We start from the raw sequence: 26,794 nt of genomic DNA, 5'->3' as shown, positions 1-26,794 counted from the left end.
GTCGTATTCTAGGATAGGGTAATGAGCACTGCCATTCCAGACCAACTACGCTCCCCACTCTCGTTCCAGGGCATTCTCATTGTCACCCAGAAGATGGCGGGTCGCCGGGGCATAATTGCCCGGCATGGTACGAAGTGCGACAGCCAGGGTTGCCAGATCGGAGGGATAGGTAATCCGAAACCAGAGTGGGAGACGCGCAATGTACAGGCCACGTCGTTGCAGACCGTTCAACCAAGGGCGAATCTCTTCTAAAGTTACGGGAATCCTGCCTATCGCCGTTGATTGGCGTACTCCCAGCGCATACCAGCCTCCACGATCACACAGGCCGATCACCAGGTCTGCCCTGTTATCCAGCAATGTATACGCATCGCGGATTCGGGTTTCGGGAAGGTGAGGAGTGTCGCCGCTCAGTATCAACAACGGTTCGTCAATTGCTTCAGCAGCGATCTGAATGGTCGTGGTGATATGGGCAGGAATGCCGGTTACCTGCAGAACCAGTGCCTGAAGATCGGTAACGAAGGCGTTAGACCACCAACTGGCTTCAATGCCAAAGGTTTCCCGCAGAGCAGATGATCGGTCGAGGATCAGGGTTGTGCGCTGCATGCGCTTCTCCGGTAGTGTTTGTATGCGAAATCACGCCTATTATAAACGGTCGTAGCATTTCGTGGAACAGAAAAGTGGAGCTGAAGTTAAAAAATAGATGAAATTTTTGTGCCGAATGGTTACAGAATGAAGTAATCATCACTGCCGGTTGCCTGAGTTTTATCGGTAGTCTTCCTTTGCTATGTCTATACTGGTACCAGGCAGGCGAAACGATTCCTGCATACAGGCAAGGAGGCAATGATGGGATCGCGACGGATTACCCTCGACGGCAATGAAGCAGTTGCAAACGTTGCCTATCAACTGAGTGAAGTTATAGCGATTTATCCGATAACTCCTTCGACCCCGATGGGTGAACAGGCCGATGCCTTTGCCGCCACCGGTAAACCGAATCTATGGGGTGTAGTGCCAACCATCTACGAGATGCAATCAGAGGGTGGGGCTGCCGGTGCATTGCACGGTGCGATGCAGACCGGTGCGTTGACGACAACATTTACGGCATCGCAGGGCTTGTTGTTAATGATCCCGAACCTGTTCAAGATGGCGGCCGAGATGACCCCCGGTGTCTTCCATGTGGCTGCCCGGGCTATCGCGACGCAGGGGTTGTCAATCTTTGGCGATCATTCCGATGTAATGGCAGCGCGGGCGACCGGGGTAGGCATGCTGGCTTCGGCTTCGGTGCAAGAGGCACACGATCTGGCCCTGATTGCCCACGCCAGTTCGCTGGCCGGGAAGTTGCCGGTGATCCACTTCTTCGACGGATTTCGGACCTCGCACGAGGTGAATACAATCATTGCGCTTGCGGATGACGAAATCCGGGCAATGATTAAAGATGAGTGGGTACATGATCAGCGTGCGCATGCGCTGTCGCCAGAACATCCGGTCATTCGCGGTACCGCGCAGAATCCCGATGTGGCGTTTCAAGCCCGCGAGCGTATCCAGCCAATCCTTGACGCCTTCCCTGCCGTCGTGCAAGCGCAGATGGATCGCTTCGCCAGTATCACCGGTCGGCAGTATCACCTCTTCGACTATTGCGGTGCGCCTGATGCCGAGCGAGTGATTGTAGTGATGGGTTCGGCTGGTGAGACAGCTCGTGAGACTGCCTTTTATCTCAATCAACAGGGGGAGAAGGTTGGGGTGGTACAGGTTCGGCTCTTCCGTCCGTTTGCAGAGGCCGCATTCCGTGCCGTACTGCCGCCAACGGTGAGAGCGATTGCCGTGCTTGACCGCACCAAAGAACCGGGAGCTGCCGGTGAGCCGCTCTTCCTCGATGTTGTTGCCGCTCTGCGTGGGCAGCCGATCACGATCATCGGTGGCCGCTATGGTCTGTCGTCGAAGGAGTTCACGCCAGGGATGGTGGCAGCAGTCTTTGCCGAGCTGAGCAAGCCTCAACCGAAGGAGCACTTTACCGTCGGTATCATCGACGATGTGAGCAACAGTAGCCTTGAATATGATCCAGACCTCTGCATCGATCCGCCGGGCACCGTCCGTTGTGTGTTCTGGGGGCTGGGTTCTGATGGTACCGTCGGCGCAAACAAGAATAGTATCAAGATCATCGGTGACAGTAGCGAAGGCGATACCGAACGTTACGCGCAGGGCTATTTCGTTTATGACTCGAAGAAATCGGGGTCGGTAACCATTTCGCACCTGCGCTTCGGTCCATCACCGTTAGCAACGCCCTACCTGATCGGCAAGGGTCAGGCGCAATTCGTCGCCTGCCATCAGTTTAGCTTTCTTGAACGGTTTGATGTGTTGCAGTATGCAGCGCCCGAGGGAGTGTTCTTGCTGAATAGCCCCTACGGCCCGGATCAGGTCTGGCATCAGTTACCGTCGGTAGTGCAGCGCAAGATTCGTGATCTGAAGCTACGTTTCTATGTGATTGACGCAACCGCTGTCGCCAATGAAGTCGGCATGCGCGGACGCATCAATACCGTGATGCAGACCTGTTTCTTCGCCATTAGCGGTGTGCTACCGCGCGATGAGGCAATTGCAGCGATCAAACAGGCTATTAAGAAGACATACGGTCGGCGCGGCGATACAGTGGTACGGCAGAACTGGGCAGCCGTGGATCGCACCCTTGATCGTCTCTACGAAGTGCCCATTCCACCGCCGACTGAAGATAACGGTCTGGCGATGCGGCCTCCGGTACCGGCCAACGCCCCCGCATTTGTACGGGATGTCCTGGGCGCGATGATTGCCGGTCGCGGTGATGAGTTGCCGGTCAGTGCAATTCCAATTGATGGTTCGTTCCCCACCGGGACAACTAAATGGGAGAAGCGTAATATCGCCCTCGAAATACCGGTCTGGGATCCGAATATCTGTATTCAATGCAACAAATGCGTCTTTGTCTGTCCGCACGCGACGATTCGGGCGAAGGTGTACCCCGAAGAGGCACTTGCCGGTGCTCCTGACGGCTTCCTGAGCGCACCAGCCCGCTTCAAAGAGTTTCCTGGTCAGCGTTATACCCTGCAAGTCGCACCCGAAGATTGTACCGGTTGTGGCCTCTGTGTTGAAGCCTGCCCGGTGAAAGACAAGCGGGCTGTCGGTCGCAAGGCCATCAATCTCCAACCACAAGCCCCTATTCGCGCACGCGAGACAACATATTGGGACTTCTTCCTCTCGCTGCCTGACGTTGACCGAACTCAGATTTCGATGGGCAGCGTGAAGCACACCCAGTTGTTGGTGCCGCTGATGGAGTTCTCCGGCGCATGTGCCGGCTGTGGCGAGACACCCTATCTCAAGTTGTTGAGCCAGCTCTTCGGTGATCGGGCGATCATCGCAAACGCGACCGGCTGCTCGTCGATCTACGGCGGGAACTTGCCAACCACCCCATGGACAACCAACGCCGAGGGACGGGGGCCGGCCTGGTGTAACTCGCTCTTCGAGGATAACGGTGAGTTTGGGCTTGGGATGCGGTTGAGTGTCGACCAGCAACTTGCGCACGCGCAGATGCTACTTCAGCGGTTGCGGCCATTGCTCGGTGCCGAATTTATTGAAGACTTGCTTAATGCTGACCAGCGCACAGAAACCGGTATTCGTGAACAGCGCGAACGGGTAGCCATCCTCAAGCAGCGCCTAACCGAACTGTTGCAGGATAATCCGCCAGAAGTACCACAGATACGTGATCTGCTGGCACTGGCCGATGTGCTGATCCGACGCAGTATCTGGATTGTGGGTGGTGATGGTTGGGCCTACGATATTGGCTTTGGTGGTCTCGACCACGTCTTCGCTTCGGGGCGCGATGTGAACATTCTGGTGTTGGATACGGAAGTCTATTCCAACACCGGTGGACAGGCCAGCAAGTCAACGCCAACCGGTGCGGTTGCCAAGTTCGCTGCCGGTGGTAAGGGTGGCGTGAAGAAAGACCTAGCCCAGATTGCGATGACTTACGGTGATGTCTATGTAGCCCGCGTCGCGTTTGGAGCCGACGATGTCCAGACCCTGCGCGCCTTCCAGGAGGCTGAAGCCTATCCCGGTGTGTCGCTCATTATTGCCTACAGCCACTGCATTGCGCACGGCTACGATCTACGCCGTGGGCTTGAACAACAGCGCCTGGCAGTCGAGTCGGGCATCTGGCCGCTCTACCGTTACAACCCAACCATTCACGAAGGCTCACCGCTGACGATTGACTCGAAGGCACCAACTATCGATCCTGAAGTCTACCTGCGTGGCGAAGGACGCTTCCAGATGCTACAACAGGCCAATCCGGCACGCTACGAACAGTTACTCGCCAGTTTGCGGCGGCAGGTAGCCCTGAAATGGGCCCATTTACAGTGGATGGCGAATGAGCTGCTGGCTGAAACCAAGGAGGGGCTGCGATGATTGATCTGAGTACGACCTATCTGGGGATGCCACTGCGCACACCGCTGGTCGCTGCGGCATCTCCGATTAGCCGGAACGTTGAGCTGGCCCGCCAGCTTGAAGAGGCCGGCCTGGGCGCAATCGTGATGTATTCGCTCTTCGAGGAACAGATCATTCAAAACAGCCTCGAACTTGATCGGATGCTCAGCCACGGCGCCGAGAGTTTCGCCGAAGCGCTCAGCTATCTGCCCGAACACGGTGTGTACAGCGTTGGCCCAGAACGCTATCTCGAACAGGTGGCTGCGTTGAAACGCGCATTGAGTATTCCGGTGATTGGTAGCCTCAACGGTGTGTCGGCAGGTGGCTGGGTGCGTTATGCCCGTCTGATCCAGGAAGCAGGAGCTGATGCGCTCGAATTAAATATCTATTTCATACCGGTGGATACCAACATCACCAGCAGCGAACTCGAAGATACGTATGTGGAACTGGTGCGCGCCGTGCGGGCCGAGATCACCATTCCCCTGGCGGTCAAGATTGGCCCCTATTTCACTGCCTTGCCCAATTTCGCCTGGCGATTGGTGGAAGCCGGTGCGAATGCGCTGGTGCTGTTTAACCGCTTTTACCAGCCCGATTTCGACCTCGAACAACTGACAGTGCGCCCGAACCTGCAACTGAGCACGTCAGCCGAATTACGTCTGCCACTACGCTGGATTGCCCTGCTCTACGGGCGGATTCCAGTGGAGTTCGCGATTAGCAGTGGTGTGCATAGTGCCATTGATGCGCTGAAGGGTTTGATGGCAGGTGCCAGCGTAGCCATGATGGCTTCAGCCCTGCTGCGTGGGCGAGCGCCCGATGTCTTGCGCAGTGTTCTGCACGATATGGAATTATGGCTCACCGAACACGAGTATGAGTCGATTTCGCAACTCCGTGGAAGTATGAGCCAGCGGGCAGTGGCTGAGCCGGCAGCGTTTGAGCGGGCAAACTACATTCGGGTGCTGGAAGATTACCGACCATCGTATGCGTTGGGGAGCCATACCGATCTGACCGGTCGGATGCTCTATCCATTTATTGACGAGACATAGTCTGTGACGCGCGTATTGCGGCCTTGCTTGCCATCGACGGTCTGGACACCCAGACCGTCGGTGTGTTGATGAGCGATGATCTTGAACGGATAAGATACTCTACCATCATCACCCCACCTCTTGACAACCACCCGTCGTATGTCTATACTTCGTTCCATCAAGCGATTGATTAAATACATTCACGCAATGAAGCGTCTCACAACAGCGCACGAATGAGGCGGTGAATCGCTCAATTACCATCATCCTGGCTCAGGTTATCACCGCAGATTGCAGCCTGTTCACAGCGGCCCAGCAGTATAGGAGCGATGCAATGATGCATGAAAGTCAGACTGAAGCCGGTGGGAGTGCTGAGCGTATTCTCGCTGCCGCCGCGGCACTCTTCGCCAGTTATGGCTATTACGGCATGTCGATGCGTGCGCTGGCCGCAGCCGTAGGGTTGAATATCGCAACCATTCACTACCATGTCGGTAGCAAGCTTGATCTCTACCGGATCGTTTTTCGACGGTTGGCCGAACGCGAACAGGAAGTGATAACCGCCCATATTGGTGACATTCCACCAGCGCTCATCTCTGATCCGGTAGCACTCCAACAGCGTCTCAATGATCTGATTGACGCGCTGGTTGATCTTACGCTGACCCATCCCGAAATGCCGCGCCTCTGGCTGCGGCGCTGGCTCGAACAGGATGATTCGCCGGGTGCGCTGGAAGCTGAAGTCTCGGCGCCGCTTTATACGCTGGTGCTTGATCTCTTGCAGCGTGCGCAGGCTGCCGGCTCTATTGCGCCAACGCCTGATCTGCGCCTCATCCTCCATAGCTTTACCTGGATACTCTACGGCTACTTTGCCGGTGGGCCACTCGATCCGACCGGTCTGCGACTTGATCCTGCCGACCCGGAGCGGGTGGCCGCCTTTAAACAGTTTTTGCACCTTTACACGGCCAGGTTGCTGGGCTTTCCCGATCCATCAGAACCCGGCAATAGCATATAAAGGCGGTGATCCAGGAAGGAGCGAGGTATGAGTCGGCTGCTGCGCTACATCACGTATTCGATGGGCAATTTTGCCAACACGATCGCCTACCAGGTCTTCGGTAATCGGATTCAGTTCTACTATGTGGATGTGTTAGGGCTAAGTGCCGCTACTGCCGGTATTATCTGGACAACCTACGGTTTGTGGAATGCGATTAATGACCCCTTGATGGGGCAGTTATCCGACCGCACGCGCACACCAATGGGGCGGCGTGTACCGTATGTGGTCTTTGGCGCAGTGCCGCTCGGCCTCTCGTTCTTTTTTCTCTGGACACCGCCGGGACAGTCGCCCTGGTTGTTAGCCGCCTACTTTCTCATCATTCTGTTCATCTTCGATACCCTCTACAGTCTGACCATTATTGCCTACAACGCGCTCTTTCCTGAAGTGGCCCCCAATCTACGTGAACGGATCAATCTGTCGGCAACCCGTGAGGTGCTGGCGACCATTGCCCTTCTGCTGTCGTTTATTCTGGCGCCGATTCTGGCCGAGACGGTGGGCTACATCTGGATGGGAGCAATCATGGGAACGCTGGTAGGGGTGGGCTACCTGATCGCAATGATTGGGGTGCGTGAAGCTCCGGTGCAGCATGACGGTCAGCAGGTGCATCTGCTCACTGCGTTGCGGATTACGCTCGCCAGTCGACCGTTTCGCTGGTTTATCGGCGCGAACATCGCCAAAGAGTATGTCTGGCTGGCACTGGCTGCTATGCTCCCATTCTGGCGTAAATATGCGCTGGGCATTCAGGGGCCTATCGAAGTGGCCGGTATCCGGCTGAGCGGTGGCGATGCAGAAGCGATCTTGCTGGGATTACCGATTTTGCTCACCATTCCGATGCTGCTGGCCTGGCGACCACTGGTCACCCGGATCGGGCCGCGGCGCACCTGGATGATTACCAGTCTCTGCTTTATTCCCGGTTTTGTGATGATGATGCTGGCAACCGATTTTGTCTCCGGCCTGATAGGCACACTGCTGGTGGTGCCAGGGCTTGCCGGTTCGATGTTGATGCCGTTTCCACTGATCTCCGAGGTAATCGATGACGACGCGGCTCGCCATGGTGTGCGCCGGGAAGGTATCTTCTTCGGGATGAATGGTGGGATTACCAAACTGGCCTTCTCAGCGCAAGGGGTGCTCTTTGCGAGTGTGCTGTCGCTAGCCGGCTATGTCGCCGGGAGTGATCTGCAAACTCCTGGCGCCATTTGGGGCATTCGTTTTCTGATCGGTGGCACGACAATTATCGCCGCCTTGATCATCGTCTTTTGTATGTGGAAGTATCCGTTGGAGCGAGCGCCGAAAGCTGTATTGGCGCCGGAAAGGGTTGTGTCGTGAGTTTTCCTGCTACAGGAATGCCTCCAACCGAAATTCTGAGCGCACTACAGCGCTTTAAAATGGCCGATCTCGATTGGCAACACGGTCGGGTGTGGGCGTATGTCTATCAACCAGACACAGCGGCAACCGATCTCATGCAACAGGCGTATCTCCATTATCTGACCGAGAATTGCCTTGATCCCACCACCTTTCCCAGCACCGCTCACCTCGAACAGGAAGTGGTGCGGATGGTTGCCGATCTACTCGGTGGTGATGAAGAGACGTGCGGGAATGTGACAGCGGGTGGGACTGAGAGCATTCTGCTCGCAGTCAAGACGGCTCGTGACTGGGCGCGCCACCAACGGCCTGAGATTAAGCAACCCGAAATGGTGCTCTCGCGTACGGCCCACGCTGCTTTTCACAAAGCGGCGCACTATCTGGGCGTCAAGCCGGTCGTGGTTGATTTTGACCCGCTAACCTTCGCGGCTGATGTAGCGGCGATGCGGGCCGCGATTAACGAGCGTACCATTATGCTGGTGGCGTCAGCGCCTTCGTATGCCCAGGGTGCGCTCGATCCGGTGGCCGACATCGCAGCACTTGCCCAGGAATACGGCCTGCTTTGCCACGTTGATGCCTGTGTTGGTGGGATGTACCTGCCGTTTCTACGTCAGTTGGGGCGTGAGATTCCGCCCTTCGATCTGAGTGTGCCGGGGGTGACATCGCTTTCGGTTGATTTGCATAAGTATGGCTACGCCGCCAAAGGGGCATCGGTCATTCTCTACCGCCATCGTGCGTTGCGCCGCTATCAGTTGTTTGCTTCGACCGATACCACAGCCTATACGGTCATCAACCCAACGGTGCTCAGTTCTCGTTCGGCGGGGCCGCTGGCGGCGGCCTGGGCACTTTTGCGTTACCTCGGTGCCGTCGGCTATCGTCAGATCGTGGCGGCTGTCCAGGACGCCACCGACCGCCTGATTGCCGGGATTGCGGCAATTCCCGATCTTCAGGTGCTGGGTCAACCGGTGATGAGTATGGTTGCGGTGGCGTCGCCAACCATCAATGTCTTTCAACTGGCCGATGCGATGCGTCGGTGTGGATGGTATGTTCAGCCGCAATTGTCGGCTCCACACTCGCCACGTAACATCCATTTCTCGGTTTCGTATGGGGTAGCCGGCTACGTTGATGCACTGCTCGCCGATCTTGCGGCCTGCGTCGCCGAGGTGCGCCACTGGCCGCCGGTTGACCGCAATCTGGTTGAGATGGCCGTTCGTGCGCTGACCATTGATCATTCTCCGTCCGCTGTACAACAGCTCTGGCAGGCTATCGGCCTGGCTGAAGGCCGGTTACCGACCGATATGACTCTGATTAACGAAGTGCTCGATGCTCTGCCCGATGCGATTGCCAATGAGCTGGTGATTGATGTCTTCAATTCGCTGTTTTAGTGATAGTTCCGTTCATCCGATGTCTGGTTGTTGGTTGCCACTGATGGCTTGGCAGCCTTGCTTGTGATGCGGCATAGCTGCAGGAAGGGATAGTATGACAGCGACAATCTCTCGACGAGTCTGGTTGATCACCGGTGCCGGAGGTGGTTTTGGGCGCAGCCTCGTGCGACAGCTTCTCGAACGTGGCGAGTATGTCGCTGCTGCCGACCGTAGCCTCGAACTGCTCGCCGCGCTACCTTCCTCAGCAGACGGATGTCTGTTTCCGGTCGCTATCGATCTTACCGATCCGATGACCATCCAGGCTGGTGTGGCAGCAGTGATCGAGCGGTTTGGACGAATCGACGTGCTGGTGAATAACGCCGGTCTGGGTCACGGTGGCCCGCTCGAAGAGGTGTCATTGACCGACATCCGGCGCCTGTTCGATGTCAATATCATCGGGATGATGCTGATCACGCAGGCTGTCTTGCCGGTGATGCGGGCGGCTGGTGGTGGACGGATTATCAATCTTTCATCGGATAGCGGGGTCATCGGCTTCCCGTTTCAAGGTCTCTACACTGCAACCAAGCATGCAGTGGAAGGTTTTTCCGACAGTCTGTATCAAGAGGTGGCTCCGTTCGGCATCCACGTCTCGGTCGTTCAACCCTGTGGGATGTTCAAGACGGCGATGCCGGCGAATGCGATTGCCCAGGCCCGTTCGGCGCTGAAACCTGATAGTCCCTACGCCGATCGTGCGTTACGAATGGCGTCAGCCCTGTCCGCTGCCTGGGAAACGGCGCGTGATCCCGCTGAAGTTGCCCAGGCCATTCTCGACGTTGCCGATGCCGATCCGCCACCGATTCGTCGGCGAGTTGGCGCACCTGATCGTACCGGCTTGCTGGGTCTGCGTCAGCAGATGAGTCACGATGATCTGGTACGGTTTGTCTACCGGCTGACAGCCGAATCAACGCCACCACCGTTGCCGAAAGTGCGCGGTGATGGTGGCTGGCTGGTGGTACGAACGTTGCGGGAAGCGGGTATCACCCATGCCTTCACTATTGTCGGTGGTCACAACTATCAGATCGTCAATGCCTGTCGCGAAGAGGGCTTGTGTGTCATCGATGCCCGCAACGAAATGCATGCCGCCCATATGGCCGATGCGTTTGCCCGACTGGCGCGTCGTCCTGCCTTGCTCACCGTTGATGCTGCGCCGGGGTTGGTGAATGCGGTGGCCGGGATCGAGGTAGCTTATGAAGCGCAGGTGCCGATGATTGTCGTTTCAGCTCAAGGTTCACTGGCCGGACGGGATATTGGAGTCATGCAGGCAATTGACCAGCTCCGGTTCGTGCGCCCGATCACGAAATGGCAACGCACCTGCTTCGAGACCAGGCGCCTACCCGAATACACGGCTGCTGCCATCAGACATGCAACTACCGGTCGGCCTGGGCCGGCCTTTCTGGACTTTCCACTTGAGGTGATGCAGGTGACCATTGATGTTGAGACCGTCCCTCAACCGCGTCACTATCGGGTGACGAGCGGCCCGCTGGCCGATCCCGACTTGCTCCGGCAGGTGATCGAGATGCTACGCAAGGCACGTCGGCCCCTGATTATTGCCGGCAGCGGGGTCTGGTGGGCGCACGGCGAAGCCGAACTCGTTCGCTTTGTCCAGACAACCGGCATTCCGGTGTTGACGCGCAACCTGGCACGCGGAATCATCCCTGACGATCATCCGCTGGCAGCCGGCTTTTACCCGTCTCCCGCCGCCCTGGCCGACGCCTTTCTGGTTATCGGCACCCGGCTCGATTGGACAATCGGTTATGGACGACCGCCGCTCTTCTCGCCTGATGCACCGGTAGCCCAGATTGATCTCCATCCCGAAAGTATCGGCAAGACACGACCGATTGAGATCGGAATTGTCGCTGATGCGGCGCAGGCACTGCGGCAATTGAACGCAATGGTGTCGGCAACCGGGCCGTGGGCAATGGATGCAGAGTGGCCGGCGCTAGCACACGGCAGTATCGCTGCGATGCGCCAGCAAACGGCTGCTGCGGCCCAATTATCAACCCGCGATCAACGACCAATCCATTCGATTGAACTGATGCAGGCGCTAGCCGAATGCCTTCCCCGCAAAGCGATCAAGGTTGTCGATGGCGGTTACAGTGCAGCCTTCGCCATCCAATACCTCGACGCTTTCGTCCCCAGCGGCGTGCTGTGGGTTGGCAGTACCGGACATCTCGGCGTCGGCTTAGGCTTTGCTATCGGGGCTAAACTGGCCAGACCCGATGCGCCGGTGGTGGCAATTATGGGTGATGGTGCCTTTGGTCTCTGTGGGATGGAGTTTGATACCGCGGTACGCCACCAGTTGCCGATTGTGGTAGTCGTCGCCAACGATGCCGGCTGGGGTGAGACGCGCGACGGTCAGCGACGACGGTGGGGAGACGCAGCCATCGTCGGCACAGCGCTCAATCCAACCCGTTACGATGAACTGGCCCGTGCTCTCGGCGGGCACGGCGAATATGTCTCGCGCCTCGACGAACTGGTGCCGGCTATACGGCGCGCTTTTGCAGCGGGAAAACCGGCATTGATCAACGTCGTCACCGATCCCGAACAACGCAGCAGTGCCGTCAGCGGTCTACCGTGGATTGTAGAGTAGAATAACCGGTAAGCGATTCTGCTTTCAAGCGACATATTCATCAAGGAGGATGCGATGACCCCGGTGGCCGCTGCGTTGAGTTATCTTACGGAACATCGTGATCAACATCTGTCTGCACTGTACGAATTGCTCAGCATCCCCAGTGTAAGCATGGATCCGGCCCACTGGGCCGATATGGGGCGAGCCGCTGAATGGCTGGCAACCTACCTGCGGCATATTGGGATGCACCACACTGAGATTGTCGCCGACCATGGGCTGCCATTGGTCTACAGCGAATGGATTGGTGCTGAACAAGCGCCTACGCTGCTTATCTACGGCCATTATGATGTACAGCCTGCCGACCCGGTCGCTGAATGGCATACACCACCCTTTACGCCCTCGCTGATCGGTGAGAACCTCTACGCTCGCGGCGCATCCGATGACAAGGGACAGGTTATGGCCGTGATCTTTGCCCTGGCTTCCTGTCTCCAGACTAGCGGTCGTTTGCCGGTTAACGTTAAATTGATCATCGAGGGTGAAGAAGAAGTTTCGAGTACGCTGCTTCATCGGTTCGTGGCCGATCAGGCAGAACGGCTGCGTTGTGATGCGGTGTTGTTGGTTGATTCGATGATGCTCAGTCCGCAACAACCGCTCATCCTCTACGGCACACGGGGCAATTGTTATCTGGAAGTGACCGTGCGTGGCCCGAAGACCGATCTCCACTCCGGCACCTTTGGCGGTGTGGTAGATAACCCATTCAACGTGCTGGTGCGCCTGCTTGCCGCACTGCAAGATGGTGATACACGCCGGGTTCGGGTACCGGGGTTTTACCAGAAAGTGCGTATCGTTGATGACGAAGAGCGAGCGTTTATCAATCGCCTACCGGTGAGTGATGCGGTATTGCAGGCACTGACTGGTGTGCCGGTGCTGGCCGGCGAAGAGGGCTTTACGCCGCTTGAGCGGGCCAGCATCAGGCCAACCTTCGACATTCATGGCATCAGTGGCGGTTTCACGGGGCCGGGCAAAAAGACGGTGATCCCGGCTCAGGCCAGGGCCAAACTCTCGATGCGTCTGGTGCCACATCAAGACCCGGTTGAAATTGGTGAACTGGTGCAGAACTTCTTGCAGCAGCAGGCGCCATCAACCGTACAGGTATCGGTAGAGGTATTGAGTGCATCGTGGCCGGTGCTGGTTGATTATCGCCATCCAACGGTGCAGGCGGCTTCGACAGCCTTCGCCAGAGCATTTGGACGACCGGCGGCCTTCTCGATTGGCGGGGGCACCCTGCCAATTGCGGCGACCTTCCAGAAACATCTGCATGTCCCACTTGTCATTACCGGTTTTGGTCTGCCTGACGACAACCTGCACGCGCCGAATGAAAAGATATTTCTGCCCTGCCTGTTTGGCGGCAGTGCAATGATCATTCACTATCTGGCCGAACTGACAGATATATATGCCTCAAGCTGAAGACTTCTTTTGAGCAAAACCCGGAAGCTATTTCGTACATCCACATAGACATTACACACTGGCTTGGCTACGTTCCACACTCTGAGCTAGCGGGTCGCATGGCTTGGCGTGCGGATGCTATGTGTCTGCACCCACTGTACGCTACACCGGTTGCAGGTCGTATCTGTCACCCTTCTGGTCGTATCAAACCTGGTGCGATAGAAGTTCTGGCACCTTATCAAAGATCTTCCTGGCACCATACTTTGTGGTAGCATTCCTGCAGGGATCTGACAACCTGAATCATGCACTGTGGTCGTCAAGATTTAATATTACAGGTTCTGTCCGCGCTTGAAATTCCTATCGCAATGAGTTGGGGGGGCGGGTCAGCAACCCGCCCCTACCGCCGCAATAGGGCGGGTCGGGAACGGGTCAGGTTGGGCAGAGGGCGGGTTAGGTACGGGCGATTTGGATACGGGCAGGTTGGGCACGGGTCAGGTTGGATACAGGGCGGGTTCCCAACCTACCCCGCCTAATCTGCGGCGACCATGCGCTCTTTTTCGACCACCGTCAATCCCAACTGTTCTCGTATCGGCGTTCGTGGGCGGAGATAATTGCGAACCTCACTGGCAATAATCTCGGCAGTCATCCGCAACTGGGCTAACCAGGGTGCGGGGGCCATCTGTTTGTGCATATAGCTGTCGAAGGTCAAGCGTTGCACATCGTAATTACGGCACATTTCAGTAAATACCTCCATCTGCCGCTCGTTACCGTAGCCCCACATCTGCAAAAAGCGCAAGAAGCGGTACATCGTGCCGTACTGTTTCCACCAGCGCCGCTCGTAGTGGCGCAGGTTTGCTGCACTGGGAGCATCAAGATACTCGGCCAGTGTTTGGGCTGCCATCTGGCCACTCTTCATTGCCCAATAGATACCTTCACCGGAGGTATGTACGACTAAGCCGGCTGCATCCCCGATCAGCATTGCACGGTCAAATGCCATATGTGGCCGTGGCTCCATTGGTAGAGCGTGTGCCTCACGCAGGATCGTCTGTCCACCGGCCAGGGCATCACCAAGCCGCCGCTTGAGGTTCGTCAACAACTGTTTTGCTGCGGTACTATGGCGAGGGCCGGCACCGATACCTACGGCGATATGGTCACGCTTGGGGAAGGCCCAGGCGTACAGATCGGGACTGACTTCATAGCCGAGATACAGGTCAGCCGTCTCCTCCCAGCGCACCATCTTGTCTGGGGGGAGCTTAATGCGCTCTTGAATGGCCACTGCTCGGGGGAGATGGGGTAAGCCGAGAAACTTCGCCGTTGGCGAATAGGCACCATCGGCGCCGATGACCACATCGGCCCAGACTGAACCTTCATGGCCGGATGGCGTGCGGTAGGTAGCGACAACCCCACGCCGGTCAACCCGCAAACCGGTCAACTGGGCGTGGATCAGATCGGCACCGCGCTCTTGGGCGCGCTGCCGCAAAAAGTTATCGAAGACCTCGCGCCGCACCATGGCGACGTAATCATCGTCACTGGGGATCGTGCCGGCTACCGGAACACGTGTCTCCTGACCCGACGGCGACACGATCAGACACTGCTTTACTTTCCGGTCAATCAGGCTGGTCGGGAGATCGAATTCACGAAAGGCGGCTGGCGGTATTGCGCCACCACACGGCTTAGCCTTGCTCAACTCCTTTTCAAGCATGATGGTCTCGATACCGAACGACCGCAGCGTGATGGCTGCGGTCGCTCCGCCTACCGATGCGCCAACAATCAGAACCCGTGGTGCCATTCCAACCCACCTCTAGGGGCACAAGCCCGTCAAGCTGCCAGACCAATTGCTGCCGCCAACATGCCCCAGACATAGAGCATAATCGCGGTCGCGTTGAAAAAGACCTCATTGTTTTCAGGGTCACGGATAAAGCGGGCGTTAGGAATGCTCTGCGCTGCCAGTAAGATCGCGACAACCGTTGCCGCAACCGGATGGCCCCAATGGAAGAGCAACCCGATCACCGCAATCTGCGCCACACCCATGGTTGTCACGACCATCCGCGCAGCCATAACTTTGCCGTACTGTACCGGTATCGAACGAATACCCATGATGGTATCGCCACGAATGCTCTTGAAATCATTGACGGTCATAATGCCGTGAGCACCGAGCGAATAGAGGAGTGCAATCGTCACACTCTCACCGGTCAGCGGGGCAAACGCGGCGTGGCCGGCCATCCAGGCCAGACCTTCGTAGGAGATAGCCACCAGTGCGTTACCGATCCAGCCATTGCGCTTGCCCCGGATCGGCCGCAAACTGTAGGCGAGAGCGAATACCAGGCCCAGCGCGACAAAAAAAGCAACCTGTCGGCCCAGGAAAAGGGCAATACTCGCTCCGATCCAGGTGAGGATAGCGGTCAAAGTATAGACGTGCCGTAATGAGACCTGTCCCGAAGGAATGAGGCGATGCGGCTCATTGATAGCATCGACTTCACGGTCGGCGTAATCGTTGACGACTTGTGACAGGCCACACAGGATGGGACCGGCCATAAACATACCAAGGAGCAGACGGCCAATCGACTCATTCCAGCTCAGGGCACCGCTGGCAATAGCGCCACACATAAAGGCCCAGGTTGGCGCGAACCAGGTAACCGGTTTCATCAACTGGATCGAACGCACCAACCATGCATAGCGCGATTGGGGCTGTTTGTGCAGGGGTAGCGACGGAGGAGAAGATAGCCTGGTTTGATCGCTCATGTCGCTCATGGGAAATGCTCTCTAGCGCATTGATGGCGCGGGGGCGCATTCACGCCCCCTTCAACACGATCGTTTACCGTCCGCGAATTTGAGGTGGTAAGACCACAATCCCTGCATCACCAGATGGAATATCGGCCTGATTGATTGACGCCAGTGGGATATTATTTCCCTGGTGGCAGGTGTAACAGCCGGGCACATTATATACCTGACCATCTCCGAGGCGCTGGTACGAATAGCGGCTTGCAGCACCAGGGCCGGTCGGAATTTCAGGTTTCCCGATCGCGCCGTAGCGCGGCCAGTTCTCGGCCAGCCAGGTTGTCAGCAGCAACATACGTTGTGCCTTCAACTTATTGTAGGCGTACAGCGGATTAAGGACATTATCGCCAGCCGGATTCAGTTCATAGGCCACAAAGTTACGCGAGTTGTGACAGAACGTACAGCCAACCCCAAGCGACCAGGACTGATAGTTCATCACGTTCTGGTTAATGGTCACCTGATCCTGGGTGCGACCGCCATCGTAGGTCAGGGCAAGTGAACCACGCCCACTTTCGGGATCATTGGGATCAAATGGCTTCCAGACCTGATAATTGTAAATATAGAATAGGATGGCATCTTTGAGCAGCACCGGCTCGCGAATCGCTTCGGGCTTCTGCGCCGGGTCAAGAATCGCCATTCCATTGGCATCGAGCGGATCAACCGTTACCTTAATCGGTGGCACCGAATTGATAAATTGAGCGCCGAATCCCTCAAGATTATTAGGTGCATTGTTATGACAGGTTGCGCACTGGACATAATTCCCCTGCCAGTTAGGGAGGTTGACAATGAACTCTGCATTCACGTCACGTACCAGGCGCAACATGTTGCGGGCAGCAATCTTTTGCGGATATTCATCACTGGCAAAGTTGTTGATGTTGTGACAATATTGACAACCAACCCCAAGGGCACCCGAAACATACTGCTGCATATACGTCCAGATTTGGGCTGAACTCATCCCTACCAGCACCTGGACATTTACCGTGTTTGGATACTGTTGGACCCAGGCCTGACCAGCCTGTACTCCTTCGTTCCATGCCTGCGTACCCATCCAGTTCTGGCGGCCATCGGTGGGAGTGACCGGAGGTGAGCTGGTGATAACTTTAATCCCGTCACTTGGACTCCAGCGGGCACCGGCTGTTTGTGCGGCCTCCCGTTGCGCACGGCCTAACGTCAAATCGTATACCCACCAGAAGGTGGCCGTCGTAATGACCGCGACAACGATTCCCACCGCCACCGAAACAACGATCGCTAATTGTCGATCACTTGGTCGTGACGATTGCATGGGCCTCTCCTGATCCAGATCGGCAAACCGATATTATCGGTGCCGATAAAAGCGAGAGATTGCGGCGGAAGGGCGACGCCGCCCTTGACTATGTGGTAATATTTAGTATACACGAATTATTTTGTGAGGTCAACTTTTTATTTATGTGCAAAAACGCCGAATCTCCGTCGCCTGCGAACAACAACCGCCAGCAGAAACGCTGCTGGCGGTTGCCGTCTCACGCGAGCCGTGGTCGGCCCGCCATCGGTCAAATTCCGAACAGCGCACGCGCTGCACTTAACAGCAGAGCACCGCCTTCGGCATTCGACAACCAGTTGTACTCTGGGCTGCTCAGAACGATGAAGTGGATAAGCAGCGCCACCACAAAACCGAGAATAGTAAAAATGACGATATTCGTCCGCACCGGGCTACGAGGCTGCATGAATAGTCCCTCCTCACTCTACATCATCTAGGGAAGCCACGGTTTCCAGAGATAGACCAGCAGGTGGGCAATGGCTGCAATGACACCAAAGCCGTAGAACGACTTCACCACGATGTCGTGCAGCAGCCAGTCCTGATTGTTAAACAGCGGACGCCATTTTGGTGGAACCAGATCATCGTCGTCGCGCATGGGCGAACCTCCACTCTTCTGCTACCGGCGAGATTGACTGACACCCGGCTGGCCTCCTGCGAAATTTCCGCTATCGTAAGTGCCCTTCAGCGGTATTCGTTGAAGACCATGCAACGGCGGTGTGTTGCTTAAATTATATAGAAATCAAAGAAAAATGTCAATCCGTTGCTTTTAAGAAAAAAGACAATCCCAGGTTGCGATTCTTCTGGCATTCCGTGCTCAGTAAGCAGGTTGTTTCAAATGCCTGTAACTGCTTTGGGTTGGGTGCGTGCAGATGTTGTTGGTCGATAATTCGGTTGATTCGTAGCGTACCTGCGTGATGTTACGGCTGGGTAGCCATGATTCCCAGCGATGCATTATTGGGTTGCTAGAAGTTATCTCAATACTGACCGACTCCATGATTGTGACGAGCACACACCGTATCCCCGTGACCAGCAGGGTAAACGGCGTAACACGCGCATGCATCGTGAGCATGGCTGGTGCGGCAGCCACGCTGCCGCACTCCAAACTCCGCGACACACGCCTGACAAACGGGCAAGGCCACCTATCCAACCAGTGATGGCATTGGCTAGAGATGATCGTCAGCCCTTCGCCTGTGCGATGGTCGGGTAGCACGACCACACAGATTTTTACGAAATAAGTTCTAGTTGAGTATGGATGTGTTGCGTCACGGCAGTCTTCTGATTGCATAGGTGCAAGTGCTGAATTTTTTGTGCCCTACCATCTTCATCATTCATGGTTTCCTGAAAAGAACTTCCATCCTACGACTGACGCCAATCTCTCATCAGACCGGTTATACTGCTATGACGATATTTGTCTTGTCAGGAGTTGCTATGCACCACCTGCGTCTGTTGTTTCCGTATCTGCATCGTTACCGTCGTCGTTTGCTGCTGGGTTTGCTGGCAGCAGCCCTTGGCGCATCCGTCAGCGCTCTCGCTCCGCTGGTCTTGCGCCTGGCAGTTGATCGGGTTGCCAACGGCACTATCGTTCCGCTGGAATTGGTCTGGTTTGGTGGCGCACTGATCGGTCTGGCCCTAATCGATGGTGGCCTGAAATTTGCCCAGCGTATGTTGATTGCAGTGACGTCATATCGGATTGAGAACGATCTGCGTGCCGATCTGTTTGATCGTCTGTTGTCGTTTGAGCAGATGTTTTATCAGCAGAACTATACCGGCGATCTGATGGCGCGTCTGACGAACGATTTGAGTGCGGTTCGTCAGTTTCTTGGCCCTGGGCTTAACGGTGCTGCTACTGCGATTCTGACCTTTCTGGCTGCCGCTGTGTTGATGTTTCTGGTTCAGCCGGTGCTGGCGTTGATTGTGGTCTTGTTGTTGCCGTTGGCAACGATTGTGTTTGTCGCTATCGGTGGCCGGATGCGCCAGATTTTCCATCGGGTGCAGGATCAGTTTGGTGTGCTGTCGACTCGTGCCCAGGAGAATTTTGCCGGCATTCGCACAGTGAAAGCCTTTGCTCAGGAAGAGGCTGAGATTGCGGTGTTTACCGCTGATAACGAGCGATACCGTGATCTGAATCTACGTTATGTGCTGCTGTCGGGCGCGTTGTGGCCGGCAATGACGCTCTGCCTCGGTCTGATTGCGGCGTTGATCTTGCTGGTTGGTGGGCAGATGGTAGCTGCCGGGACGCTGACTATCGGTGAGCTGGTGCAGTTCAATGCGTATCTGGCGCTGCTGGCCTTCCCGATGATCATTCTGGGCTGGATGGTTAATCTGTTTCAACAGGCAACCGCTTCGCTCGAACGGTTAAGTGACATTCTCCGCCGTCAATCGCTGATTACCTCGCCGGCAACGCCACGTCTGCCTGCCGGCAAGGGCGAAATTGAGTTTCGTGGTGTGGGTGTGCGGGCCGACCATTCCGATCAGCAATGGCTGCTGCGCGATCTGTCGTTCCGGGTGCCGGCAGGTACGGTGCTGGCTATTGTTGGCGCTACCGGTGCCGGGAAGACGACGTTGATCAATCTCCTTGGTCGTGTGCGCGATCCTGATGTCGGGCAGGTGTTGGTTGATGGGATTGATGTTCGTGATCTCGATCTGGCTGCACTCCGACGAATGATTGGCTATGTGCCGCAGGAGAGTTTTCTCTTCAGTATTCCGTTGCGCGAGAATATTGGGTTTGGTGTCGAAACGGTTGATCCTGATCGCCTCAATCACGTGGTTGAGGTGTCTCGTCTGGTCAATGATCTGGATCAGCTACCTGGTGGTATGGAGACGATGGTTGGTGAACGAGGAGTTACGCTGTCTGGTGGTCAGAAACAACGGGTTGCGATTGCCCGGGCCTTAATGCGCGATCCGCGGATTCTGGTCCTCGATGATGCGTTGAGTAGCGTTGATACTCACACGGCGGCCCAGATTCTGGCCGGCCTCCGCACCGAGATGACCGGTCGGACGACTATCATCATTGCCCAGCGGATTGCCACCGTGCGTGATGCCGACCAGATCATTGTGCTGGACGAAGGTCAGATTGTTGAACGTGGTTCGCATCAAGAACTGCTTGCCCGTAACGGACGTTACGCAGCTATGTATCGCCGCGAGTTGCTCGCCGCTGAGCTGGAACGTGATGATTAGCAGGTTCGGAATGTGTCAGCAGAACCTTAAAGGACTGGACGAAGGCATTGCCTTCATCATCATCAAAGAGACTCGGGCATATCTGGATAGGCACTAAGAGCCTATCCGAAAAGTGGGGCGAGATGCCATCTCGCCCTACGAAAAGTGCCTCAGAAGCGATTTTTCGGATAGGTTCTAAGCAGGTCTGGCGTATTTTCAGTCATAAGGAGTTCAGGGTGGCACATCAGTTCGATGATGACACAATTCTCGGTAAAGCCTACGATGGCCGTTTGGTGCGGCGTCTGGCAACCTACGTCATTCCCTATTGGGGACGGCTCAGTGTTGCAATTGTGCTATTGATCGGAGCGATCCTCTCTGATCTGGTACCACCGTTGTTGATCCAACAGGCCATCGATGGTCCGATTAGTGCCGGTGCCATTGACGGCGTCTGGCCCTACTTTGTCGCCTTTCTTGGCGCGTTGCTGGCCAATTTTCTATTCCGCTATAGCCATTCCTACTTCATCAATAGCGTCGGTCAGCAGGTGATGAAGGATTTGCGGGTTGCGATCTTTCGTCACATTCAGTACATGAGTCTCTCTTTCTTCAATCGCAACCCGGTGGGGCGGTTGATCACGCGCATTACCAATGATGTTGATGCGCTCAACGAGTTCCTGACTCAGGGTGTGGTGATGATCGTGGCCGATCTGCTGACCCTGATCGGGATTATTGTGGTGATGTTTGTGCTGAACTGGCGTCTGGCCTTGATCAGTCTGGCGACGTTGCCCGTCTTGATGCTGATTGTTTCCATCTACCAGCGCTTTATGCGCACGGCATATCGCCTGGTACGGCAGCGCCTGGCCCGGATCAATGCCTTTCTCAGCGAGCAGATTAGCGGTGTCCTGGTGACCCAGCTCTTCAACGGGGAAGCACGCAGTCAGGCAGCGTTTGCCCGTTTGAGTGATGACTACATGCAGGCCAACATCCGTTCAGTGCTGATCTTCGCGATCTTTATTCCATCGGTCAACCTGCTGGCCGCCATCGGCACAGCAGCACTGTTGTGGGGCGGTGGCAATGGCGTGCTGGCTGGTTGGGCGTCGCTAGGTATGCTGGTAGCGTTTATTCAATATCTCGAACGCGCCTTTCAACCCATCCGCAATTTGGCTGAACGGTACACCGTTTTGCAGTCGGCAATGGCGTCAGCAGAGCGGATTTTTGCGGTGCTCGATACGCAGGCTGAGGTGCGCGACCCGGTGCAACCCCGTACCTTGCCGACACCGGTACGGGGTGAGATTGAGTTGCGCAACGTCGTGTTTGGCTACAATCCGCAGGAACCCGTGCTGCGTGGGATCAGTCTGCATATTCCTGCCGGGCAGTCGGTTGCTATCGTTGGCGCGACCGGTGCCGGCAAGAGTTCGCTGGTCGGGCTGCTGGCCCGGTTCTACGATGTGCAGCAGGGCAGTATCACGCTCGATGGGATCGACATTCGCGATCTGCCGCAGGCTGAATTACGGCGGCACGTTGCAGCAGTGCCGCAGGACTCGGTCTGTTTCAGTGGGACTATCGCCAGTAATATTCGCCTGCACAATAACGCGATCAGCGACGATCAGGTGCGGGCCGCTACAGAACTGGTCGGCGCCCACCGGTTTATCGAACGGCTGCCGGGTGGCTACAACCACAAAGTGCGCGAACGGGGAGCGAATCTCTCTATCGGCCAACGTCAGTTACTGGCCTTTGCCAGAGCTATTGCCTTTAACCCTGAAGTATTGCTGATTCTCGATGAAGCAACCAGCAGTGTTGATACCGAGACTGAAGCCCTCATCCAGGAGGCGCTGGCGCGATTGATGCGGGGCCGCACGAGCATCATCATTGCCCATCGCTTGAGCACCATTCGCCACGTTGATCGGATTATCGTGCTGCATAAGGGACGAGTGGTAGAGGACGGAACCCATGATGAGCTGCTGGCGCGGCACGGCTATTACTACCGCCTGTATCAGTTGCAGTTTGCCGGCATGAGTGAGTAGGTGGCAGTGTTCACCACAGAGACACAGAGAATCTTAACAACTCTCTGTGCTCTCCGTGTCGCTGTGGTGATCAATCACTCACTTACTACCTGTCGGCGCGGAATAGCTACCGTAAACGCACTGCCCTCGCCAGGGGCGCTCCGCAGCGCGATCTGACCACCGTGCGCTTCGAGGATATGGCGTACAATCGCCAGCCCAAGCCCACTGCCGGGATGTTCACGAGCCAGCGAATGATCAACCTGGTAGAAGGGAAGGAAGATTTTTTCGTGCTCGCCGGCAGGAATGCCGATCCCGGTATCTTCGACCCGAATGATCAGGCGGGTTGGTTCATCACGGGCGATGAACCGAACTCGCCCACCGGGTTTGGTGTACTGAAAGGCGTTGTCGAGGAGATTGCGTATCAGATGTTCAAATGCCGAGCGGTCAACCTCAATCGGCTGCATCTCGGAAATGAGGACATCGAACTGCAACTGCGCCTGTGTTGCCCGTTCGCGAGCAGCGGCGATAAGTGGACGCAGGATATCGAGTGGCTGTAATTGCACAAAATTGAGTGACCGACTGCGTACCTCTTGAAAGTAGAGCAGGTTGTTGAGCTGGCGGGCTAGCACTTCGCTGCTGCGCCGCATGACGCGAACCGCTTCTTCCTGCTGTGGTGTGAGCGGACCCAGCATGCCGCGGTCAAAGAGTTCGAGATAACCAAGGAGCGACGTGAGGGGGGTGCGGAGTTCGTGCGAGAGGGTTGCCAGGAACTGATCCTTCATCCGGTCGAGGTCTTGCAGTTGGGCGTTGGCCAGGGTCAGTTCACGTACCCGCGCCTCAAGACGCTCGACCAGCTTCTGGTTGTACGAGCGTAGCAGCTCCGTCTCCATAACTTCCGGCAAGCGTTCACGGCGCCCCTCAATGAATTCGGCGATCTGTGCCGGCAGCACACGAGCGTCAATCGGCTTACTCAGATACCCATCACAGCCGGCAACCAATGCTCGTTCGCGTGAGCCGGGTGAGGCATCTGCGGTCAGGGCGATAATCGGTACATTATGCATGTGAGCCAGTGAACGCAGGCGGGTTGTCGTTTCGTAGCCATCGAGACCGGGGATGCCGAGATCGACCAGTACCAGTGTTGGATGGTTCGTGCGGGCGAGGGCGAGCCCACTCGGTCCGTCTTCTGCGATAACGACCTGATAGCCACGGGCGCTGAGTACTCGCTGGACCAGACGTTGATTGTCTGGGTTGTCTTCAATGTACAGAATTTGTGGCAACTGGTTCATAGCGTCGTTGTGTCAATGTTTACCGGCGCTGCCAGCAATGCCGGTTGCGCAACCGGTATCGTGAAGGTAAATGTTGAACCAATCCCTGGTGTACTATCAACCCAAATTCTTCCCCCCTGGGCCAGCACTAATTTGCGCGTGATCGCCAATCCTAAACCGGTACCGCTGAGCCGTGACCGGCGACCGTGAATCTGAACAAATTCGCTGAAAATCTCGTGTTGTCGTTCCAGCGGTATTCCGATGCCGGTATCTGACACACTGACCGCAACATACCGCCCGACTTTCCCGTCTTCATTTACTTCATCATGCACTCGTGCGCTTATTGTAATAGTACCACGTTCTGTAAACTTGATAGCATTCGAGAGGAGATTAAACAGAATCTGCCGTAGTCGATCACCATCAGCAGCAATATCGGGTAGTGTGACTGGAACTGCATTGCGCAACGTTACCGGCCGGTTTCTCAGCAACGTCTGGACGGTGTCACAGACCTCGCTCGTAATCTGGTAGAGGTTGATACTGCTAATTTCCAGATTGAGATGACCGGCTTCGATGCGAGCCAGGTCAAGTAATTCATTGATGAGATGAAGCAGGAAGCGCCCATTACGGTTGATACTCTGAATGTCTTCGCGCTGTGTAGGGGTTAACGGCTGTTCGGTATCATCGAGCAACACTGTAGAAAAACCAATAATGGCATTCAACGGTGTGCGAAGCTCATGGCTGATACTGGCCAGAAAATCGCTCTTGCGCCGGTCGGCCAGTTGTGCCCGCTCCAACGCCACCCGCAGCTCTTCGGTTCGTTGCGCTACCTGTTGCTCGAGGTCGTTGTAGAGCTGGACATTCTCAATCGTCAGGCCAACCATGCTGGCGAAGGTCAGCAGTTGGGCAGCATCACGCGCCTGCAGCGGACGCTGACTCAGTTTATAATCTGCCGAAATAATCCCGATCACCACATCGTTGCGACCAAAGATAGGCGCCTGGACATACGAACGACTGGCTGAGGCGGCTTGTTTGATCTTGTCAACCCGCGGATGTTCCCAGGGATTATCAACAATGATAGCCTTCCGGCTCCGCACGACATCTGCTTCGACACTGCCACCGTCTACCCGCAGTGGATGTGCGTTGGCAACTGCAAGAAACTGTTGTGCCTGTTCTTCATTGCCGGGGCCAAATGAAGCACTTACAGCCCGCAAGACATCACCGTCAACCAGATACAATACTGCTCGGTCAAAGCCAAATCGCTCACACACCACTTTTGGAATAGTCTCCAGCAAGATCGGCCAGGAGAGAATGCTTTTTAATTCATTGGAGACGGCATTGAGGATGGCGAGTTGACGGGCATTTTCTTCCAGCTCGACAATTTTGCTCTGCAGCGTATCGGTCATGCGGTTGAAGGCGTCAACCAGTTGCCCAATCTCGTCAATTCCGGCTACGGGCAGGCGTCGCGAGAGATCGCCACCCGCTACCGCCTGCACGCCCTCGCGGAGGACGCTGATCCGACTGGTGAACGAGAACGACAGTAAGAGTCCGAGAAAGCCGATGGAGATAATGATCATCAACAAGACTACGACGAGCTGATTCCACAATCGGCTCTGGCTCTCACTGAGGCGCTGACCGGTGGCGATTGCCGGTGCATCAATCTCATTGGCGGGTATCACCAGCGCCACACTCCAGCCAGCAGTGGTAATTGGGGCATAAGCCACGTAGCTGGACTGTCCATCTTCCTGAATGAGTTGCACGCCTGATTGCCGTGCCACCATCTGCTCGGCGACAGCCCGGAGGTCGGTGTTGGTTGAATTGAGCAGGTTTTCAGTCTGGTATGGCTGATCCCAGCGTCCATTCGCTTGCATGTTGGGCCGAACCACAACATCGCCATTCGCATTGATGAGCAGGGCATACCCGCTTGAACCAACATCAACCGTCAACAGGTCTTGCTGGATTGTATCGAGCAATAGATCAAATGCGACCACGCCAATAAATCGATTCTGCTCGTCGTATAGCGGACTAGCACACGTTGTTGTCAGCAAACCGGTATTGGCATCAATATACGGCTCTGTCCACACCGTTGTGCCGGCATCACGGGCTTTGACGTACCACGGACGTACTCGCGGATCGAACGATTCGAGGGTTAACAACTGATCGATGACGGCTTCGTTGTCAAAGGCAATAATGCCTCCCGTCTCCAGCGCGATATAGCCAATGTTGACCAACGGATTATTAGCCACGATTTCGCGCAAGAGAGGGATAACGCGTCGCACATATCCGATTTCGGCAGCGTAGGTTTGCAGCAAGTCTTCGCTAGGGCGGGGCGCTATCCAGACCCGCTCGTTGCTGAACGCGACCACCGGTGTGTTGTAGCGTTGCAGGGCGTAATCGGCAACGGTTTCTACCTGTTGCTGGACACCGATAAGCGATGCATCGTAAAACTGGGCCTTGTCGGCGGCACGTTGGCGCAGGCTGGCGGTCGCCTGCTGGCGGAGGGCGTTTGTGCCCTCAACGACAGCCGTTTCACGGGCAATATTCAAACTGCTCAGTCCGAGCCATCCAACAATAATCAGCGGTGGTAAGGCCAGACCGAGCAGGAGAAGCAGGATTTTGAGCTGTATGCTTGAGCGAATGGCGTTCATCATAGATGCACACAACTATGTTGGTAGCCGTGTCTCGGCTATTGGTATCAAATCGTTATGTATGGTAACAGAAAGCGGCCTGAATCGCAATTATCACGAGATGACGGATGCCTTACAGTGCGTGAGACGGTTCACCTGTCTGTGGAATGATACACCCGTTGGCACGGGCTAAAAACCTATGCTATGTGGAGGTCAGAAGCGCAAGGTCTTTGTGCTGGCACAGCCTGAAGTCCTGGGCTGCGTAGAACTTATTTCAGAAAACATTTACTAGAAGCTATCATTACTGACCGACTCGATGATCGAGACTATCACACAGCATTTCCGTGACCAGTATGGTCAACAGCG

Annotated in this window: 17 protein-coding genes; 9 read left to right on the top strand and 8 right to left on the bottom strand. The window is 56.0% G+C overall.

Annotated features, from left to right (window positions below; translation table 11 throughout):
• Positions 1-45: 45 nt before the first annotated feature.
• Positions 46-603 carry a DUF2064 domain-containing protein gene (locus VAE55_RS00230; RefSeq protein WP_322813823.1) on the bottom strand — a complete coding sequence of 186 codons (558 nt, stop codon included), beginning with the start codon at positions 601-603 and terminating at the stop codon, positions 46-48.
• Positions 604-843: 240 nt separating this feature from the next.
• On the opposite strand from VAE55_RS00230, the gene nifJ reads away from it, so the two are divergent.
• The 7 genes from nifJ to VAE55_RS00195 all read left to right on the top strand — a co-directional run bounded on the left by nifJ (position 844) and on the right by VAE55_RS00195 (position 13,329).
• On the top strand, positions 844-4,422 hold the full coding sequence (gene nifJ, locus VAE55_RS00225; protein ID WP_416181150.1) for a pyruvate:ferredoxin (flavodoxin) oxidoreductase: 3,579 nt from the start codon (positions 844-846) through the stop codon (positions 4,420-4,422).
• Positions 4,419-5,483, top strand: a complete 1,065-nt coding sequence (locus tag VAE55_RS00220) for a dihydroorotate dehydrogenase-like protein (protein WP_322813821.1) — start codon at positions 4,419-4,421, stop codon at positions 5,481-5,483. The genes nifJ and VAE55_RS00220 overlap by 4 nt, the downstream gene beginning before the upstream one ends.
• Positions 5,484-5,793: 310 nt before the next feature.
• Positions 5,794-6,468, top strand: a complete 675-nt coding sequence (locus VAE55_RS00215; RefSeq protein WP_322813820.1) for a TetR/AcrR family transcriptional regulator — start codon at positions 5,794-5,796, stop codon at positions 6,466-6,468.
• A gap of 27 nt (positions 6,469-6,495) precedes the next feature.
• A complete protein-coding gene (locus tag VAE55_RS00210; protein WP_322813819.1) occupies positions 6,496-7,833 on the top strand; it encodes an MFS transporter in 1,338 nt (445 codons plus the stop codon).
• Complete coding sequence (locus tag VAE55_RS00205) at positions 7,830-9,254, top strand: aspartate aminotransferase family protein (protein WP_322813818.1); 1,425 nt, start codon at positions 7,830-7,832, stop codon at positions 9,252-9,254. Before VAE55_RS00210 ends, VAE55_RS00205 begins: the two co-directional genes overlap by 4 nt.
• Positions 9,255-9,348: 94 nt before the next feature.
• Positions 9,349-11,883, top strand: a complete 2,535-nt coding sequence (locus tag VAE55_RS00200) for an SDR family NAD(P)-dependent oxidoreductase (protein WP_322813817.1) — start codon at positions 9,349-9,351, stop codon at positions 11,881-11,883.
• A 54-nt stretch (positions 11,884-11,937) separates the two neighbouring features.
• The gene (locus VAE55_RS00195) at positions 11,938-13,329 is read left to right on the top strand and encodes a dipeptidase (protein WP_322813816.1); all 1,392 of its coding nucleotides are present in this window, start codon (positions 11,938-11,940) and stop codon (positions 13,327-13,329) included.
• A 508-nt stretch (positions 13,330-13,837) separates the two neighbouring features.
• On the opposite strand, the gene VAE55_RS00190 is transcribed toward VAE55_RS00195, so the two are convergent.
• From VAE55_RS00190 to pufB, 5 genes are all read right to left on the bottom strand, one after another.
• Positions 13,838-15,097 (bottom strand): geranylgeranyl diphosphate reductase, encoded by a 1,260-nt coding sequence (locus tag VAE55_RS00190; protein WP_322813815.1) that lies wholly within the window; start codon positions 15,095-15,097, stop codon positions 13,838-13,840.
• A 29-nt stretch (positions 15,098-15,126) separates the two neighbouring features.
• Positions 15,127-16,050, bottom strand: a complete 924-nt coding sequence (gene chlG, locus VAE55_RS00185) for a chlorophyll synthase ChlG (RefSeq protein WP_322813814.1) — start codon at positions 16,048-16,050, stop codon at positions 15,127-15,129.
• 73 nt (positions 16,051-16,123) lie between these two features.
• Positions 16,124-17,368 (bottom strand): cytochrome c-554 Puf2C, encoded by a 1,245-nt coding sequence (gene puf2C, locus VAE55_RS00180; RefSeq protein ID WP_322813813.1) that lies wholly within the window; start codon positions 17,366-17,368, stop codon positions 16,124-16,126.
• 247 nt (positions 17,369-17,615) lie between these two features.
• On the bottom strand, positions 17,616-17,789 hold the full coding sequence (pufA, locus tag VAE55_RS00175) for a light-harvesting protein (RefSeq protein WP_012257956.1): 174 nt from the start codon (positions 17,787-17,789) through the stop codon (positions 17,616-17,618).
• Between the two features lie 27 nt (positions 17,790-17,816).
• Positions 17,817-17,978 carry a light-harvesting antenna LH1, beta subunit gene (gene pufB, locus VAE55_RS00170; protein ID WP_012257957.1) on the bottom strand — a complete coding sequence of 54 codons (162 nt, stop codon included), beginning with the start codon at positions 17,976-17,978 and terminating at the stop codon, positions 17,817-17,819.
• Between the two features lie 833 nt (positions 17,979-18,811).
• Between pufB and VAE55_RS00165 the strand changes: the two genes are divergently transcribed.
• Positions 18,812-20,560 (top strand): ABC transporter ATP-binding protein, encoded by a 1,749-nt coding sequence (locus tag VAE55_RS00165; protein ID WP_322813812.1) that lies wholly within the window; start codon positions 18,812-18,814, stop codon positions 20,558-20,560.
• Positions 20,561-20,775: 215 nt separating this feature from the next.
• The gene (locus tag VAE55_RS00160) at positions 20,776-22,560 is read left to right on the top strand and encodes an ABC transporter ATP-binding protein (RefSeq protein WP_322813811.1); all 1,785 of its coding nucleotides are present in this window, start codon (positions 20,776-20,778) and stop codon (positions 22,558-22,560) included.
• A 74-nt stretch (positions 22,561-22,634) separates the two neighbouring features.
• Here VAE55_RS00160 and VAE55_RS00155 read toward each other — a convergent pair whose 3' ends face one another.
• Both VAE55_RS00155 and VAE55_RS00150 read right to left on the bottom strand, forming a co-directional pair.
• Positions 22,635-23,825 (bottom strand): hybrid sensor histidine kinase/response regulator, encoded by a 1,191-nt coding sequence (locus VAE55_RS00155; protein ID WP_322813810.1) that lies wholly within the window; start codon positions 23,823-23,825, stop codon positions 22,635-22,637.
• The gene (locus VAE55_RS00150) at positions 23,822-26,452 is read right to left on the bottom strand and encodes an ATP-binding protein (RefSeq protein ID WP_322813809.1); all 2,631 of its coding nucleotides are present in this window, start codon (positions 26,450-26,452) and stop codon (positions 23,822-23,824) included. The genes VAE55_RS00155 and VAE55_RS00150 overlap by 4 nt, the downstream gene beginning before the upstream one ends.
• Between the last annotated feature and the right edge of the window lie 342 nt (positions 26,453-26,794).

Origin of the sequence: Chloroflexus sp. (assembly GCF_034432675.1) — a bacterium.
Taxonomy (GTDB): Bacteria; Chloroflexota; Chloroflexia; order Chloroflexales; family Chloroflexaceae; genus Chloroflexus.
This window is presented reverse-complemented; position numbering and strand designations above follow the sequence as displayed.

What these genes read in the sequence shown, in the direction of transcription:
- VAE55_RS00220 (WP_322813821.1), top strand. Translation starts at nt 4,419, where the DNA reads ATGATTGATCTGAGTACGACCTATCTGGGGATGCCACTGCGCACACCG.
- nifJ (WP_416181150.1), top strand. Translation starts at nt 844, where the DNA reads ATGGGATCGCGACGGATTACCCTCGACGGCAATGAAGCAGTTGCAAAC.
- VAE55_RS00210 (WP_322813819.1), top strand. Translation starts at nt 6,496, where the DNA reads ATGAGTCGGCTGCTGCGCTACATCACGTATTCGATGGGCAATTTTGCC.
- VAE55_RS00155 (WP_322813810.1), bottom strand. Translation starts at nt 23,825, where the DNA reads ATGAACCAGTTGCCACAAATTCTGTACATTGAAGACAACCCAGACAAT.
- VAE55_RS00230 (WP_322813823.1), bottom strand. Translation starts at nt 603, where the DNA reads ATGCAGCGCACAACCCTGATCCTCGACCGATCATCTGCTCTGCGGGAA.
- VAE55_RS00200 (WP_322813817.1), top strand. Translation starts at nt 9,349, where the DNA reads ATGACAGCGACAATCTCTCGACGAGTCTGGTTGATCACCGGTGCCGGA.
- VAE55_RS00190 (WP_322813815.1), bottom strand. Translation starts at nt 15,097, where the DNA reads ATGGCACCACGGGTTCTGATTGTTGGCGCATCGGTAGGCGGAGCGACC.
- VAE55_RS00215 (WP_322813820.1), top strand. Translation starts at nt 5,794, where the DNA reads ATGATGCATGAAAGTCAGACTGAAGCCGGTGGGAGTGCTGAGCGTATT.
- VAE55_RS00165 (WP_322813812.1), top strand. Translation starts at nt 18,812, where the DNA reads ATGCACCACCTGCGTCTGTTGTTTCCGTATCTGCATCGTTACCGTCGT.
- pufB (WP_012257957.1), bottom strand. Translation starts at nt 17,978, where the DNA reads ATGCGCGACGACGATGATCTGGTTCCACCAAAATGGCGTCCGCTGTTT.
- puf2C (WP_322813813.1), bottom strand. Translation starts at nt 17,368, where the DNA reads ATGCAATCGTCACGACCAAGTGATCGACAATTAGCGATCGTTGTTTCG.
- chlG (WP_322813814.1), bottom strand. Translation starts at nt 16,050, where the DNA reads ATGAGCGATCAAACCAGGCTATCTTCTCCTCCGTCGCTACCCCTGCAC.
- VAE55_RS00195 (WP_322813816.1), top strand. Translation starts at nt 11,938, where the DNA reads ATGACCCCGGTGGCCGCTGCGTTGAGTTATCTTACGGAACATCGTGAT.
- pufA (WP_012257956.1), bottom strand. Translation starts at nt 17,789, where the DNA reads ATGCAGCCTCGTAGCCCGGTGCGGACGAATATCGTCATTTTTACTATT.
- VAE55_RS00150 (WP_322813809.1), bottom strand. Translation starts at nt 26,452, where the DNA reads ATGATGAACGCCATTCGCTCAAGCATACAGCTCAAAATCCTGCTTCTC.